Origin of the sequence: Limimaricola litoreus (assembly GCF_024159025.1) — a bacterium.
Lineage (GTDB): Bacteria > Pseudomonadota > Alphaproteobacteria > Rhodobacterales > Rhodobacteraceae > Limimaricola > Limimaricola litoreus.
Genome location: NZ_JAMYXC010000089.1, coordinates 1 through 13,644, shown reverse-complemented (window position 1 = coordinate 13,644; position 13,644 = coordinate 1). Strand labels below are relative to the sequence as shown.

Below are 13,644 nucleotides of genomic sequence, written 5' to 3'. Positions count from 1 at the left end.
CGGTCGATCGCGGCCCCGGCCAGCGTGGTGACGTCGATCCGCCCGGCGCTTACGGGCGGGTTGCTCGGCGTGATCGGGCCGGTGGTCTGCGCGCCTGTCGCGGGCGAAGGCTCGGCCACGCGGCTTGGCAGGGCGATCACCTCGCCGCCGCGCAGCGTGCTGTCGGGCGAGATGCCGTTGTAGCGTGCGATGGCCCCGGCTTCGAGGCCGAGCCGGGAGGCCAGCGAGACGACCGTGTCGCCCTCGCGCGCGACGGCGACCTGGTAGTTCGGATAGGAGATCACGCCGCGGTCGTCGGGACGCGGGCGCGGCGGCGGATTGAGGGCTGCAGCCGAGGTGTCGAAGCCGTTGCCCATGTCGCGCAGATCCGGATCGAAAGGCTCGGCGCAGGCCGCGACCAGCGCCAGCGCGGTGGAGCAAGACAGCATGCGCCACGCGCGGCGGAGTGATGTGTTCTGCATCGATCTGTCCTCGTATCCCATTGGGCCCCCGTATGCTCCGGGGGTTCTCTTGTTTCGGGCGCGTGGCCCGGCTTCAGTCCTGTCCCAGCCCCTCGACGAGCGGCACGAAGCGCACCGCGCGCAGCTCCTCGTAATCGAACCCGCTTTCGCTGCGCGTGACCCGGATCAGGCTTTGCACCGTGTCCGACTGGCCCACGGGAAGCACCATGATACCGCCCACCCTGAGCTGGGCCAAGAGCGGACCGGGCGGGTCCTCGGCCGCGGCCGTGACGATGATCCGATCGAAGGGGGCCTGCTCGGGCAGGCCATGCGAGCCGTCGGCGGTGATCGCGGTGATGTTGGGCAGGTCCATCTCGGCGAATGTCGTGCGCGCTTCGGCGACGAGGCTGCGGAAGCGGTCGATGGTGTATATGCGCCGCCCCAAAAGGCTCAGGATCGCGGCCTGGTAGCCCGAGCCGCAACCCACTTCGAGCACCTTGTCGCGCGGCTGCACATCGAGCGCCTGGGTCATCAGAGCGACCACCGAGGGCTGGGAAATGGTCTGGCCGCAGGCGATCGGCAGCGGCATGTCGGCATAGGCGCGCTCGGCGAAGAGCCCCTTGACGAAACGCGCACGGTCGATCTTTTCCATCGCGTCGAGCACCCGCGCATCCGTCACCCCGTGCGAGCGCAGGGCGTAGAGGAACTTCATCTTGGCGTCGGCGTCGAAGCTCATTCCGCGGCGTCTCCGAGGGCTGCGGTGACGGCATCGAGCGCGTCATGCGCGGTCAGATCCGCGCGCATCGGCACCACCGAGATGTAGCCGTCGAGATTGTCCTGCGCATCGGTGCCGGGGCCGGTGGGAATGTCCTGCCGCCCGCCGCGCACCCACAGGAAGCGCCGGCCCGAAGGCGAGACATGCGGCTCGACGCCGAACGATGTCTCGCGTCGGAAGCCCTGCCGCCCGACCCTGAGCCCGCGCACCTCCGCGCCCGGCAGGGCGGGGAAATTGACGTTGTAGAACAGCCGGTAATCGGCCTCCGCGTCCCAGATCGCATGGTCGAGAAGCCGTCGCACCGTGGCGGCCCCGTGGTGACGCGCCGCCTCGAACGGGTCCTCGGCCCCGACATTGCGCGGCCCGTAGAACTGCGACAGCGCGATCGCGGGCAGCCCGTGCAGCGCCGCCTCCATCGCGCCGCCGATGGTGCCCGAATACATGGCGTTCTCGGCGGCATTGTTGCCGCGGTTCACGCCGGACAGCACCAGATCGGGCCGCCCGTCCGACAGCACGTCGTGCAGCCCGGCCAAGACGCAATCGGCCGGGCTGCCCTCGGCGGCGAAGCGGCGCGGGCCCAGCTCGGCGATCATCGTGGGATGGGTGTAGGAGATGCAATGCGCCACGCCCGATTGCTCGAAGGCGGGTGCCACGACCCAGACCTCGCCCGAGGGACCGGCGATCTCGGTAGCGATCTCCTCGAGCACCTTGAGCCCCGGTGCGTTGATGCCGTCGTCATTGGTGATGAGAATGCGCATGCGGCCCCCTTTGGCCCCTTGTTACGGGAGCGGCAGAAGGGCGGCAAGCATTCCGGCGCGGACCGAGGCAGGACAGGCGCGATTGCCGCGCGCCAAGCCGGTTTCGTCGCGGCGTTCTCGGATCAGCCTTCGAGGATCTCGGGCAGAAGCCGGGCCGCCTCCGCGCGGATATCCGCCAGTGCCGCGCGATCCTCGCCGGGATAGAAGCGCGCGCGGGTCGCCGTCGGCATCGGGCGCGGCGCGAGGATGCGCACCTCGGGCCCGGTCTTCACGCTTTCGGCCTGCCAAGAGCGCGCGAGCGCCATCTGCGCGGATTTGGTGGCGCCGTAATGGCCAAAGAACTTTTCGCCGCCCTGCGGATCGTCGAAGAACACCGCGCGGCCCGACTGGCCCAGAAGCGGCGCGACATAGGCGATGAGACGGGCCATGGCCCGCAGGTTCACCGCGATCGAGCTGTCGAGATCCTTGTCGGCGAGATGCGGCGCGGGCGCGAGCGGCCCGGCATGGATCGCCGTATGCAGCCACAGGCCGACCCCGCCCCAGCGGTCGTGGATCGAGCGGCAGAGCTGCTGCATCGCCTCGGGCACGGTGATGTCCATCGGCGCGAGCGTGGCCTGGCCGCCGGCGGCGCGGATGCGGTCGTCGAGCTCTTCGAGCGCGCCGGTGGTGCGGCCGACGGCGATGATGTGGCGCCCGGGCGCCAAAGCTTCGGCCAGAGCGGCGCCAAGGCCGCGGCTGGCGCCGGTGATCAGAACGGGCAGGGCGGTGTCGGTCATGCCGCTGGGTCTCCTGTGGATGCATTGTGGCGGCGCGCCAGCTCGGCGCGGGCGGTGTCGAGATCGCCCTTCGCGTCGATCCAGTCGCACAGCCTGTCGAAGCCCGTCTCGATCTCCTCGAGATGGATCGTGAGCCGGTGCTGCCGCGTGGCCATGAAGGCCTCGATATTGGCGGTGACCGTGTCGACGTGATCGCGGCATTGCTCGATCAGGCTCGATTTGGGCTCGCGCCAGCGGGTATGGGTCAGGATGTCCTGCCGATAGGCGCGCAGGATGCCCTGGCCCGCGCGGCGCGCGAAGCTTTGTGCGACCGCTTCGGGATCGCGCTTCAGATGGACATAGCCTGCCGTGTCTCCGATGTCGCGCGCGATGCGGCCCAGAAACCAGCTCAGCCGGTTGTCGATCTCGATGTGCCGCGACGGGAAATCGAGCCGCGCGGGGCCGGTGAGATGGCTGCGGCTTTCATGCGCGACGCTCCAGTTCTCCAGATGCGCACAGGCGCGCGCGAGCGTCGTCGAGCCGCAGCGCCCGGTGCACAGCACGAGGATGCGGTCGGGGCGCGCGGAAGCGGCGGGAGCGGGGCGCGGGTCGGACATGCATCGCATTTGAAGCATTATCCCCGGCCCGGCAAGAGCTTCGGCGTTGACCGACACGGGCATGAAGCCGGATGATGGGGCCGGGTCTGGGCGAGGGACCCGACGCGGGCGAACGAAAGGAAGACGGATCATGTCTCCACCTCTCAATGCGACGGCTGCCGCGTCGGGGCAGGGCGCTGCCATGACGCTGGGCACGGCATTGGCGGGTGCGCTGCTGGTCGGCCTCGGGGCACAGATCGACGTTCCGATGTACCCCGTGCCGATGTCACTGCAGACGCTGGCGGTGTCGATCGTCGGTCTCGTTTGCGCGCCGCGGCTGGCGGCGCTGGCGCTGCTCCTCTACCTGGCGCTCGGCGCGATCGGCCTTCCCGTCTTTGCCAGCGGCGGCAGCGGCGTGGCCGCGCTCTACGGGCCGACGGCGGGCTACCTCTGGGGCTTCGTCGGCATGGCCTGGCTCACGGCCCGGCTGGTCCGGCACTGGGGGCGCGGCAGCTTCGGCCTGCTGTTCCTCGCGGCCTTTCTGCCCTCTCTGGCGCTGCTGGTGCCGGGGGTGATCTGGCTCGCCATTACGACGCCGGTGTCGATCGGCGAGGCAGTGATGACCGGCGCGGCGCCCTTCCTCGTAGGCAAGCTCGTCAAGACGACGCTGGCCGTGCTGAGCGCGCGCGCGGTCTGGACCATGCTGGGGCGGCGCAGGCGATAGGCGCCCCGGCGGGCATGACAGCGCCGCAAGATGGGGACATGTTCCGCCCATGCCCTACCTCTCTTCCCAAGACCGGGGAGGGCGGCTTTGATGCAGGTAGACACCCAGAAGATCTGCCTTTGGTTCTATACCCAAGGCGAAGATGCGGCGCGGTTCTATATCTCGCTCCTGCCGGGCAGCCGGATCGACCGTGTGATGCGCTCGGAGGCCGATCCGCATGCGAGCGTGGTCGAGTTCACCCTGGGCGGTATCGGCTATGTCGCGCTCAACGCCGGCCCGCATCTTCGGCTCACCGAGGCGGTGCCGATTTCGATCCTCGCGCGGGATCAGGCGGAAATCGACCGGCTTTGGGCCGCGCTGGTGGCCGATGGCGGCGAAGGGGCGCGCTGCGGCTGGCTGCGCGACAGGTTCGGACTGTCGTGGCAGATCCTGCCACAGGCCCTGCCGCAGCTTCTGGCGCAGGCCGACCGCGATGCCGCGGGCCGCGTCGCGCAGGCGCTGATGGAAATGGGCAAGGTGGATATCGCCGGCCTCGAAGCGGCCTTTGCCGGCGATGCGGCAGGGTCGGGCGGCGCGGCCGATGACCCGGCGCCGCCCGGCTCCTGACCGGCTGGCCTATTCGGCCGCGGTTTTCAGTTGAAAGCCCTTTTCGATCATGTCCGCCGGTACCACCGGGTAATCGCCCGAGAAGCAGGCGTCGCAATATTGCGGCTTTTGCGGGTCGCGCCCCTCGGCCACGCCGACGGCGCGGTAGAGCCCGTCGAGGGTGATGAACTTGAGGCTATCGACGTCGAGATGGCGGCGCATCTCCTCCTCGCTCATGTGGCTCGCCAGCAGCTTTTCGCGCTCGGGCGTGTCGACGCCGTAAAAGCAGGGCCAGGCCGTCGGCGGGGAGGCGATGCGGAAATGCACCTCGGCCGCGCCGGCGTCGAGGATCATCTCCTTGATCTTGCGCGAGGTGGTGCCCCGCACCACCGAGTCGTCGACGAGGATGACCCGCTTGCCGCGAATGAGCGCGCGGTTGACGTTGAGCTTGAGCCTGACGCCCATGTTGCGGATCTGCTCGGAGGGCTCGATGAAGGTCCGGCCCATGTACTGGTTGCGGATGATCCCCATGCCGTAGGGGATGCCGCTTTCATGGCTGAAGCCGATCGCCGCGGGCGTGCCGGAATCGGGCACCGGGCAGACGAGATCGGCCTCCACGGGGGCCTCGCGCGCCAGCTCCACGCCGATCTGGCGGCGGGTTTCATAGACGGAACGCCCGCCGAGAATGCTGTCGGGGCGCGAGAAATAGACATGCTCGAACAGGCAGAACCGCGACGAGCGGTTCTTGAACGGGAAGTTGCTCTCGACGCCCTGGCCGGTGATCACGACCATCTCGCCCGGCTCGATCTCGCGCACGAACTCGGCGCCGACGATGTCGAGCGCGCAGGTCTCGGACGACAGCACCCAGCCATCGCCCAGACGGCCAAGAACCAGCGGCCGCACGCCCAGCGCGTCGCGGCAGCCGATCAGCTTGGTGCGGGTCATCGCGACGATCGAGAAGGCGCCCTCGCATTTGCGCAACGCCTCTTCCATGCGGTCGGGGATCGACCGGCCCATCGAGCGCGCCATCAGGTGAATGATGCATTCGGTGTCGGACGAGGACTGGAAGATCGAGCCGCGCTCGATCAGCTCGCGGCGCAGCGTCGCGGCATTGGTCAGGTTGCCGTTGTGCGCGACGGCGGCGCCGCCCATCGAGAACTCGCCGAAGAAGGGCTGCACGTCGCGGATCGCGGTCTGGCCCTTGTGGCCGGAGGTCGAGTAGCGGACATGGCCGATCCCGAGCGTGCCGGGCAGGGTGTCGAGCACCTTGCGCGAGGTGAAGTTGTCGCGCACGTAGCCCATGCGGCGGGCCGAGCAGAAGCCGGCCTCGGCATCATGGGTGACCATGCCGGCGGCTTCCTGGCCGCGGTGCTGCAGCGCGTGCAGGCCGAGGGCAAGGAAGCTCGCGGCATCCGCGACGCCGATGACGCCGAACACGCCGCATTCCTCCTTGAGCTTGTCGTCGTCGAAGGGGTGGGCGGGGAAATCGCGCATCTGGCTGGCTCCGAATCCGGTGCTTTGCGGGGCCCGTGTAAGACCTCCGCGTCCGACTGTCACGAAAGGATCATATCACCCTTTCCGTCGGGTCGCCCAATGCCCTGTCGCGCGGGCCGATGCAAGACACGAGGCGCAATCGGCGGTCACGTTGTCGCGTCCGCCCCGGTGGGCGAGATGTCGCGTTGCCTGCGCGGCAGAGGCGCTTAAGTCTGGGGCAAGGCAGAAGGAACTTCGCCCATGGACACCTTTCTCGGCTTCGACGCGGTCATGCTGGCGCGGATGCAGTTCGGCTTCACGGTCGCCTTTCACTTCATCTTTCCAGCGTTTTCCATCGGCTTGGCGAGCTTTCTCGCCGTGCTCAACGGGCTCTACCTGTGGCGCAAGAACGAGGCCTATCTGAGGCTGTTCAAGTACTGGCTGAAGATCTTTGCCATCACCTTCGCCATGGGCGTCGTCTCGGGCATCACCATGTCCTACCAGTTCGGCACCAACTGGTCGGTGTTCTCCGACATCGCCGGGCCGGTGATCGGGCCGCTCATGGCCTATGAGGTGCTGACCGCCTTCTTCCTCGAAGCGGGCTTTCTCGGGATCATGATCTTCGGGCGCGACAAGGTCGGCCCCGGGCTGCACATGTTCGCCTGCCTGATGGTCGCGGTGGGCACTGCGATCTCGGCCACGTGGATCCTGTCCGTGAACTCCTGGATGCAGACGCCGCAGGGCTTCGCCATCGCCGAGAACGGCCAGTTCGTGCCCGAGGACTGGTGGGCGATCATCTTCAACCCATCCTTCCCATACCGCCTCGCACATACGCTGACGGCAGCCTATCTCACCACCGCCTTCATCGTCGGCGGCGTGGGGGCGTGGCACCTGATCCGCGGCCATGGGGAGAATCCCGGCGTGAGGACGATGTTCTCCATGGCGATGTGGATGGCCACGATCGTGGCGCCGATGCAGATCTTTTTGGGTGACATGCACGGGCTCAACACGCTGGAGCACCAGCCTGCCAAGGTCATGGCGATGGAGGGCCATTTCGATAGTCACCCCGAGGGCGCGCCGCTCTATCTTTTCGGCATTCCGGATCAGGAGGCGCAGGAGCTGAAATATGCCATCGGTATTCCCAAGCTCTCCTCGCTGATCCTCAAGCATCACCTCGACGCGCCGCTCGCCGGGCTCGACACCATCCCGCGCGAGGATCAGCCGCCGGTGGCCATCGTGTTCTGGTCGTTCCGCATCATGGTGGGCCTGGGCTTCGCGATGATGGGCGTCGGGCTGTGGTCGCTCTGGGCGCGGTTCCGCGGGCGGCTCTATGAGGCCGGATGGCTGCACCGGGCCGCGCTGGTGATGGGCCCCTCCGGCCTCGTGGCCGTCATCGCGGGCTGGATCACGACCGAGGTCGGCCGGCAGCCCTATGTCGTCTATGGCGCGCTCAGGACGGCGGAGGCGCATTCGCCGCTGGGCGCCAGCGCGGTCGGCACCTCGCTCATCGCCTTCGTGGTGATCTACTTCGTCGTCTTCGGCGCGGGCGTGGCCTATATCCTCAAGCTCATGCATCACGCCCCGGCGCTGGGCGAACGCGGCGTCCGGGTCGAACCGGGGCCGATCCGCACCTCGGGCATCACCCCCGATCGGCAGATGCGCGAAAGCGGCCACGACATCGCACCGGAGACCTCGTGATGTTCTACTCGATCGATCTCACCGTCGCCTGGGCCTTCCTCTTGGCCTTTTCGGTCTTCGTCTATGTCGTGCTCGACGGCTTCGACCTCGGCATCGGCATCCTCTATCCCTTCTTTCGCAAGAAGGAGGACCGCGACATCATGATGAACTCGGTCGCCCCGGTCTGGGACGGCAACGAGACATGGCTGGTGCTGGGCGGGGGCGGGCTCTTTGCCGCCTTTCCGCTGGCCTATGCCGTCATCATGCCCGCGGTCTATCCGGCGATCATCGCGATGCTGCTGGCGCTGATCTTTCGCGGCGTGGCGTTCGAATATCGCTGGCGCGCCACCTCGCGACTGTCAAAACGCGCCTGGGACGCGGCCTTCATCGGCGGCTCGGTCACGGCGGCGCTGGCGCAAGGCATCATTTTGGGCGCCTTCCTGCAGGGGATCGAGGTGGAGGGCCGCGCCTATGCGGGGGGCTGGTGGGATTGGCTGACGCCGTTCTCGGTCCTGTGTGGCCTGGCCGTGGTGGTGGGCTATGCTTTCCTCGGGGCCTGCTGGCTCAACATGAAGCTCGAGGGCGAGATCCAGCACCGGGTGCGGATCATGGCGCGGGCCTTCTTCGTTGCCACGCTTGCCGGCATCATCGCGGTGAGTGTCGCCACGCCGTTTCTCGGGGCGGGCTACGCCGCGCGCTGGTTCGGCTGGCCGCAGATCGCGCTGACCGCGCCGGTGCCGCTGCTGATCGGGGGCATCGCGCTGCTGCTGGCGCGCTCGCTCTTCGCGCATGGGCGCGACATCTGGCCGTTCCTGCTGGCGCTCGCGCTTTTCGCGCTGTGCTTTCTGGGGCTTGGCGTGTCGATCTGGCCGCTGGCCATCCCGCAGGAGATCACGATCTGGGAGGCGGCAGCACCCGCAAAGAGCCAGCTCTTCATGTTCGTGGGGGCGATCGTGCTGGTGCCGATCATCCTTGCCTACACGGGCTACGCCTACTGGGTGTTCCGCGGCAAGCTCGATCCCGAAAAGGGCTATCACTGATGATCAGGAAGATCGTCTGGTTCGTGGCGCTCTGGGCGCTGGGCGTGGCCGCGGTCGGCGCGGTGGCCTATGCCATCCGCGCCGTTTTGCTCTGACTCAGGCGGGCGCGCCGCACAGGCCGACGAGCTGCTCGTATTGCAGGGTCACCCAAGCGAGCGCTGCCTGCGGCTCTTCGGTCGAGAACCTCTCGGTGATCTGGCCGAAGACCGCAGCCGCACGGCTGTTTTCCACCATCGGGATAGCTTGGGCCGAGAGGATCACTTCGTAGACGAAGAAGCCCACCGCGACGAGCAGGATGCCGCGCGCCACGCCGAAGAGAAAGCCAAGCCCCTGGTCGATGCCGCCCACGGCGGAGCGTTGCACCGCGCCCGAGAAGACCGGGGTGAAGATCGAGAAGAGCACCAAGGCGATGGCGAAAACCACCGCGAAGGCGGCGATGATCGACAATTCGCAGCTGTCGCCGATGAAGTCGCCCACCACCGGGATCTGCCGCACCAGCGGGCGCACCTGATCGGCGAAGATGAAGGCGAGGATGGTCGCGCCGATCCAGCCGGCGATGGCGAGCGCCTCGCGCACCAGCCCCCGCGAATAGGCCAGAAGCGCCGACACCACGACGATAAGCGCGACGATGCCGTCGATGATCGTGAAACTTTCCATGAGAACCCTTATTCCCGTTCGCCGGGCGCCAGACCGAACACCGTGTCGACGAATCCCGGCAGGTCGCGCATCTCGCGCAGATCCAGCCCGGCCGCCATTTCCGTCCCGGCGCGGCGCTTGGGGCGCTGTGGCAGGATGGCCTGCGTGAAACCAAGTTTCGCCGCTTCTTTCAACCTGTTTTCCAGCTGCGCCACCGGGCGTACTGCCCCCGAAAGAGAGATTTCGCCGAAGATGGCGCAATCCACCGGCAGGGCGGCATCCTCGCGCGCGCTGATCAGCGCCGCGGCCACGGCGAGATCGGCGGCGGGTTCGCCGATGCGCAGCCCGCCCGCGACGTTGAGATAAACGTCGAGCCCGGCAAAGGAGATGCCGCAGCGGCTTTCGAGCACGGCGAGGATCATCGCCAGCCGTCCGCCGTCCCAGCCCACGACCGAGCGTCGGGTCTGGCCGGGCTGGGCGGGGGAGACCAGCGCCTGGATCTCGCACAGGATGGGGCGCGTGCCCTCGATCCCGGCAAAGACCACCGAGCCGGGGGTGGCGGTGTCGCGCTCGGACAGAAACAGCGCCGAGGGGTTCTTGACCTCGGCGAGACCCCGGCCGGTCATTTCGAACACGCCGATCTCGTCAGCGGGGCCGAAGCGGTTCTTGTGGGCGCGCAGGATGCGGAACTGGTGGCCGCGCTCGCCTTCGAAGTAGAGCACGCAATCGACCATGTGCTCGACCACGCGCGGGCCCGCGAGGGTGCCTTCCTTGGTGACGTGGCCGACCATGATGACGGCGATGCCGCGCGTCTTGGCGAATGTCGTCAGTTCATGCGCCGCGGTGCGGACCTGGCTCACGGAGCCGGGGGCCGCCTCGACCTTGTCCGACCACATGGTCTGGATCGAATCGATGATCACCAGATCGGGCCGCTCGGCATCGAGCGTGGTGAGGATGTCGCGCAGGTTGGTCTCGGCCGCCAGCGTCACGGGGCTGTCGGTCAGCCCAAGGCGCTGGGCGCGCATCTGCACCTGCGCCGCCGATTCCTCGCCCGTGACGTAAATCACCTTGAGCCTGTTGCGCCCGAACCGGGCCGCCGCCTGCAACAGCAGCGTCGATTTGCCGATCCCCGGATCGCCGCCGACCAGCAGCGCGGATGCCGCGACGAGGCCGCCGCCGAGCACGCGGTCGAGCTCGGCCACGCCCGACATGGTGCGCGGCGGCGCCTCGGGGGTGGAGGCGAGATCGGTGAGGGCGATCTTGCGTCCACGGTGCGCGCCCAGCGCCTTGGCGCCGGGCCCGGCGGTCAGCGGCGCCTCTTCCTGAATGGTGTTCCACGCGCCGCAGGCGTCGCAACGCCCCGACCATTTCGAATGGGTCGCGCCGCATTCGGTGCAGACGTAATTGAGATCCTTGGCCATGCCGTTCTTTTCGCCGATCCCGGTCGCACGGGCAATGGCCCGGCACATCGCGCCGGGCCATTGCCTGTTCACCTTGCGTTTATGTCGGTCCTATTCGGCAGCCGGCTTCATGTTGACCACCTTGGGCGCGTCCTGCGACATGTCGCCATTCGTGCCTTCGGCCTTGCGCGGCGGCTCGAAGCCGAGCTCGGGCAGCATGGTCTGCAGCTGATCGTCGAGCTGCGCGAGCTGGCTGGCCACGACGCTTTCCTCCAGCTCGACCTGATCGGCCCAGCGCTTCATCTCGCGGCAGACATGCAGCGCCTCGACGATGCGCTCCTGCTGGCGCTCGGCATCCTCCTGCCGTTGGGCAAGGAACTTGCGCGCGCGCGAGACCTTCTCGTCGGAATAGATGTCGGCCAGATCGCGAGCCTGTTCGCCCATCTGCGCCGCAACCTCCATCACGTCGTGTTCGAGATGTCCCAGATCGGGATGATCGCGCAGGAAGGCGAGCCGCTCGCGCACCGCGTCGAACTCGGACGACATGCTGAACACCCCGGCACGGTCGGCCGTGTGGGCCACGTGGTAGGCGCGCGCCACATCATCCATCGAGATGCGGAAGTTGCGATGGCTGTTTTCGAGCGCGAGGACACGGCCCGAGGACGGCAGGAAGAACACCAGAGTGACCAGAAGCGCCGTCAGGAACAGCTGCAGCGCCATGCCGGCCCAGGGCAGGGCGGTTCCGCCGAAGCTGGCGGTCAGTTCCAGCCAGGGCAGGTAGCCCAGCGCGGCGGCGAGGCTCGCCGCGAGCGCGACCGTGGCCGCCAGGCCGAGGATCGTCATCGCGAGCAATTGCATGGCGCGGGTGGCAAAAGCGGCGGGCTTGGGCTGGGTCACAGGCTGTCTCCGGCACGGATGCGTCAGTTGCCAGCATAACCTCGGCGGCTCTCCGCCGGTTCCTCAAACTGCGGTATCACCATAAATTGTGATCCGATTGTCCACGCAAACAGCCAAATCCGGCCCTGAGGGGTCGGATCAGGCGGGCTGTTCGAGCCGGGCATAGCGCCCGCCGAGTGATGTCAGGATTTCGTAATCGATCGTCCCCGCCGCGCGTGCGAGAGAATCGACGCCCTGTTCGGGGCCGAGCAGGGTGAGGTAATCGGGGTCGGCATCCAGATCGGTGATGTCCACGGTGATCAGGTCCATGGAGACCCGCCCGACCAGCGGGCAGGGCACCGCGCCGTGATGGAGCGTGGCGCGGTCGGACAGGGCGCGCAGCAGCCCGTCGGCATAGCCGCCCGAAAGCGTGGCGATGCGGCTCGGCCGCTCGGCCTGCCACGAATTGCCGTAGCCGACCACCTCGCCCTCCACGAGATCGCGGCACTGCACCACCGGCAGGTCGAGCCGGACCACATGCTGCGCCGCATCGAAGGGATGGCCACCGTAAAGGCCGATGCCGGGGCGGGTGAGGTCGAAGTGATAGTCGGGACCGAGCAGGATGCCGCCCGTCGCCGAAAGCGAGCGCGGCACGCCGAGCCCGTCGGTCATCTGGCGGAAGATGTCGAGCTGGTAGCCGTTCATGCCGTGATCGGGCTCATCGGCGCAGGCGAGATGGCTCATCAACCAGAGCGGCTCGTGTTCGAGTGCGATGCCCGCGGCCTCGGCCCAGTCGGACCACTCGAAGCCCAGCCGGTTCATCCCGGTGTCGAGCTGGATGCCGAACGCATGGCCGGGCAATGTTTCGAGATGGCGGGCGAGCTGCTCGATCGAATTGAGCATCGGGATCAGCGCCGCTTCGGCGAGCTTGCGGGTGTCACCCTCCATATGGCCTGAGAAGACGTAGATCTCGGGTTCGGGGCCGAGCGCGCGGCGCAGGACGGCGCCCTCTTCGGCCACCGCCACGAAGAAGCGGCGCGCGCCTTCGCGGGCCAGCCTGCGGGCGACACGGGTCGCGCCGAGGCCGTAGCCGTCCGCCTTGACGACCGCGCCGGTTTCGGCGGCGGTGAGGGCATCGAGCGCGCGCCAGTTGGCGGCGAGCGCGTCGAGATCGATGGTAAGGGCGCCTGTGCTCATGGCCTGCCTTGTGACAGGCGGGCGCGCGGCGTCAAGAGGGGCGGGCCCGGGGTGCGGCTCAGCCAGCGGGATCGGGCTCGGACGAGGCGAGGCGGTAGCGCTCCATCTCCTCGGGCAGCAGCAGGTAGATCTCGTCGGGCGGGGTGGCGAGCGCGTGGCGCATGAGCGCCGGGTCGATCCCCATATCCAGGAGATAGCCCATCACCTCGCCCTGGCCGCGTTGGATGTCCTCGATTGCGAAGATGGCGGGCAGGGCGGTGTTCTGGTCGAAGTAGTGCTGGTGCACCCCGACCCATGCGCTTTCGTCCACCCGCCGGGTCGCGCCGCCCGCGAGGATGTAGGGGCAGGCCGAAAGACAGACCGCCCCGGCCCCGATCCGCGTCCCGATGCCCAGATCGCGCAGCATCCGGCCGATCGCCAGCGCATCGGTGACCGAGCCGCCGGGGCTGTCGAGGAGGGCCGTGGCGGGGGGCGGCTCGGCGCGTTCGAGTGCGGTGGCGACACGCGCGGCGTCGCCTGGCGCGATCCGTCCCGTGAGCGTCATGCGCCCCTCCTCAATCCTGACGCGCAGCCGGTCGGGCATTTCGGCGGTGTCGGGCAGGGGCGTGCCGTCCCGACGCGGCGGGGCGGGCAGCCGGTCGGGTCGAAAGCGGCGGGTCTGGTCGCCGGGACGCACCGGCTCGGTGAGCTGCGGCGCCGTCGAGGGCCAGGC

The 13,644-nt window shown here is 68.3% G+C and carries 16 protein-coding genes; 5 read left to right on the top strand and 11 right to left on the bottom strand.

Annotated elements, in window-relative coordinates:
- From NHG85_RS06335 to NHG85_RS06315, 5 genes are all read right to left on the bottom strand, one after another.
- The coding region (locus tag NHG85_RS06335; protein WP_253330848.1) for a LysM peptidoglycan-binding domain-containing protein at positions 1–461 on the bottom strand (461 nt) is incomplete at its 3' end.
- Between the two features lie 73 nt (positions 462–534).
- Positions 535–1,176: a protein-L-isoaspartate(D-aspartate) O-methyltransferase gene (locus NHG85_RS06330; protein WP_253330846.1), complete on the bottom strand. Its 642-nt coding sequence runs from the start codon at positions 1,174–1,176 to the stop codon at positions 535–537.
- Positions 1,173–1,973: a 5'/3'-nucleotidase SurE gene (gene surE, locus NHG85_RS06325; protein WP_253330844.1), complete on the bottom strand. Its 801-nt coding sequence runs from the start codon at positions 1,971–1,973 to the stop codon at positions 1,173–1,175. The genes NHG85_RS06330 and surE overlap by 4 nt, the downstream gene beginning before the upstream one ends.
- Before the next feature lie 122 nt (positions 1,974–2,095).
- A complete protein-coding gene (locus NHG85_RS06320) occupies positions 2,096–2,749 on the bottom strand; it encodes an SDR family NAD(P)-dependent oxidoreductase (protein WP_253330842.1) in 654 nt (217 codons plus the stop codon).
- Positions 2,746–3,345, bottom strand: a complete 600-nt coding sequence (locus NHG85_RS06315; RefSeq protein ID WP_253330840.1) for a hypothetical protein — start codon at positions 3,343–3,345, stop codon at positions 2,746–2,748. The genes NHG85_RS06320 and NHG85_RS06315 overlap by 4 nt, the downstream gene beginning before the upstream one ends.
- Before the next feature lie 130 nt (positions 3,346–3,475).
- Here NHG85_RS06315 and NHG85_RS06310 point away from each other — a divergent pair, with 130 nt between their 5' ends.
- On the top strand, positions 3,476–4,048 hold the full coding sequence (locus NHG85_RS06310) for a biotin transporter BioY (protein WP_253330838.1): 573 nt from the start codon (positions 3,476–3,478) through the stop codon (positions 4,046–4,048).
- 90 nt (positions 4,049–4,138) lie between these two features.
- Entirely contained in the window at positions 4,139–4,654 is a 516-nt protein-coding gene (locus NHG85_RS06305) for a VOC family protein (RefSeq protein WP_253330831.1), read from the top strand.
- A 9-nt stretch (positions 4,655–4,663) separates the two neighbouring features.
- On the opposite strand, the gene purF is transcribed toward NHG85_RS06305, so the two are convergent.
- A complete protein-coding gene (gene purF / locus NHG85_RS06300) occupies positions 4,664–6,127 on the bottom strand; it encodes an amidophosphoribosyltransferase (RefSeq protein WP_253330830.1) in 1,464 nt (487 codons plus the stop codon).
- Between the two features lie 240 nt (positions 6,128–6,367).
- On the opposite strand from purF, the gene NHG85_RS06295 reads away from it, so the two are divergent.
- Genes NHG85_RS06295 through NHG85_RS06285 form a run of 3 tightly spaced genes read left to right on the top strand, consistent with a single transcriptional unit; the run spans position 6,368 to position 8,918 of the window.
- Positions 6,368–7,804, top strand: a complete 1,437-nt coding sequence (locus tag NHG85_RS06295; RefSeq protein WP_253330829.1) for a cytochrome ubiquinol oxidase subunit I — start codon at positions 6,368–6,370, stop codon at positions 7,802–7,804.
- A complete protein-coding gene (gene cydB / locus NHG85_RS06290) occupies positions 7,804–8,823 on the top strand; it encodes a cytochrome d ubiquinol oxidase subunit II (protein ID WP_253330828.1) in 1,020 nt (339 codons plus the stop codon). The genes NHG85_RS06295 and cydB overlap by 1 nt, the downstream gene beginning before the upstream one ends.
- Complete coding sequence (locus NHG85_RS06285) at positions 8,823–8,918, top strand: DUF2474 domain-containing protein (RefSeq protein WP_253330827.1); 96 nt, start codon at positions 8,823–8,825, stop codon at positions 8,916–8,918. Before cydB ends, NHG85_RS06285 begins: the two co-directional genes overlap by 1 nt.
- A gap of 1 nt (position 8,919) precedes the next feature.
- Here the strand turns inward: NHG85_RS06285 and NHG85_RS06280 are convergent, their stop codons facing one another.
- The 5 genes from NHG85_RS06280 to NHG85_RS06260 all read right to left on the bottom strand — a co-directional run.
- Positions 8,920–9,480 (bottom strand): CvpA family protein, encoded by a 561-nt coding sequence (locus NHG85_RS06280; protein WP_253330826.1) that lies wholly within the window; start codon positions 9,478–9,480, stop codon positions 8,920–8,922.
- An 8-nt stretch (positions 9,481–9,488) separates the two neighbouring features.
- Positions 9,489–10,880, bottom strand: a complete 1,392-nt coding sequence (gene radA, locus NHG85_RS06275; protein WP_253330852.1) for a DNA repair protein RadA — start codon at positions 10,878–10,880, stop codon at positions 9,489–9,491.
- A 90-nt stretch (positions 10,881–10,970) separates the two neighbouring features.
- On the bottom strand, positions 10,971–11,756 hold the full coding sequence (locus tag NHG85_RS06270; protein WP_370362980.1) for a DNA repair protein: 786 nt from the start codon (positions 11,754–11,756) through the stop codon (positions 10,971–10,973).
- Between the two features lie 138 nt (positions 11,757–11,894).
- Positions 11,895–12,932, bottom strand: coding sequence for an alanine racemase (gene alr, locus NHG85_RS06265; protein WP_253330824.1), 1,038 nt, complete (start codon positions 12,930–12,932; stop codon positions 11,895–11,897).
- A gap of 58 nt (positions 12,933–12,990) precedes the next feature.
- A partial coding sequence (locus NHG85_RS06260; RefSeq protein WP_253330822.1) for a COG3904 family protein occupies positions 12,991–13,644 on the bottom strand: 654 nt, incomplete at its 5' end.

Coding starts and splice junctions, on each gene's coding strand:
- NHG85_RS06295 (WP_253330829.1), top strand. CDS start 6,368: ATGGACACCTTTCTCGGCTTCGACGCGGTCATGCTGGCGCGGATGCAG.
- NHG85_RS06280 (WP_253330826.1), bottom strand. CDS start 9,480: ATGGAAAGTTTCACGATCATCGACGGCATCGTCGCGCTTATCGTCGTG.
- radA (WP_253330852.1), bottom strand. CDS start 10,880: ATGGCCAAGGATCTCAATTACGTCTGCACCGAATGCGGCGCGACCCAT.
- purF (WP_253330830.1), bottom strand. CDS start 6,127: ATGCGCGATTTCCCCGCCCACCCCTTCGACGACGACAAGCTCAAGGAG.
- alr (WP_253330824.1), bottom strand. CDS start 12,932: ATGAGCACAGGCGCCCTTACCATCGATCTCGACGCGCTCGCCGCCAAC.
- NHG85_RS06305 (WP_253330831.1), top strand. CDS start 4,139: ATGCAGGTAGACACCCAGAAGATCTGCCTTTGGTTCTATACCCAAGGC.
- NHG85_RS06330 (WP_253330846.1), bottom strand. CDS start 1,176: ATGAGCTTCGACGCCGACGCCAAGATGAAGTTCCTCTACGCCCTGCGC.
- surE (WP_253330844.1), bottom strand. CDS start 1,973: ATGCGCATTCTCATCACCAATGACGACGGCATCAACGCACCGGGGCTC.
- cydB (WP_253330828.1), top strand. CDS start 7,804: ATGTTCTACTCGATCGATCTCACCGTCGCCTGGGCCTTCCTCTTGGCC.
- NHG85_RS06285 (WP_253330827.1), top strand. CDS start 8,823: ATGATCAGGAAGATCGTCTGGTTCGTGGCGCTCTGGGCGCTGGGCGTG.
- NHG85_RS06310 (WP_253330838.1), top strand. CDS start 3,476: ATGTCTCCACCTCTCAATGCGACGGCTGCCGCGTCGGGGCAGGGCGCT.
- NHG85_RS06320 (WP_253330842.1), bottom strand. CDS start 2,749: ATGACCGACACCGCCCTGCCCGTTCTGATCACCGGCGCCAGCCGCGGC.
- NHG85_RS06315 (WP_253330840.1), bottom strand. CDS start 3,345: ATGTCCGACCCGCGCCCCGCTCCCGCCGCTTCCGCGCGCCCCGACCGC.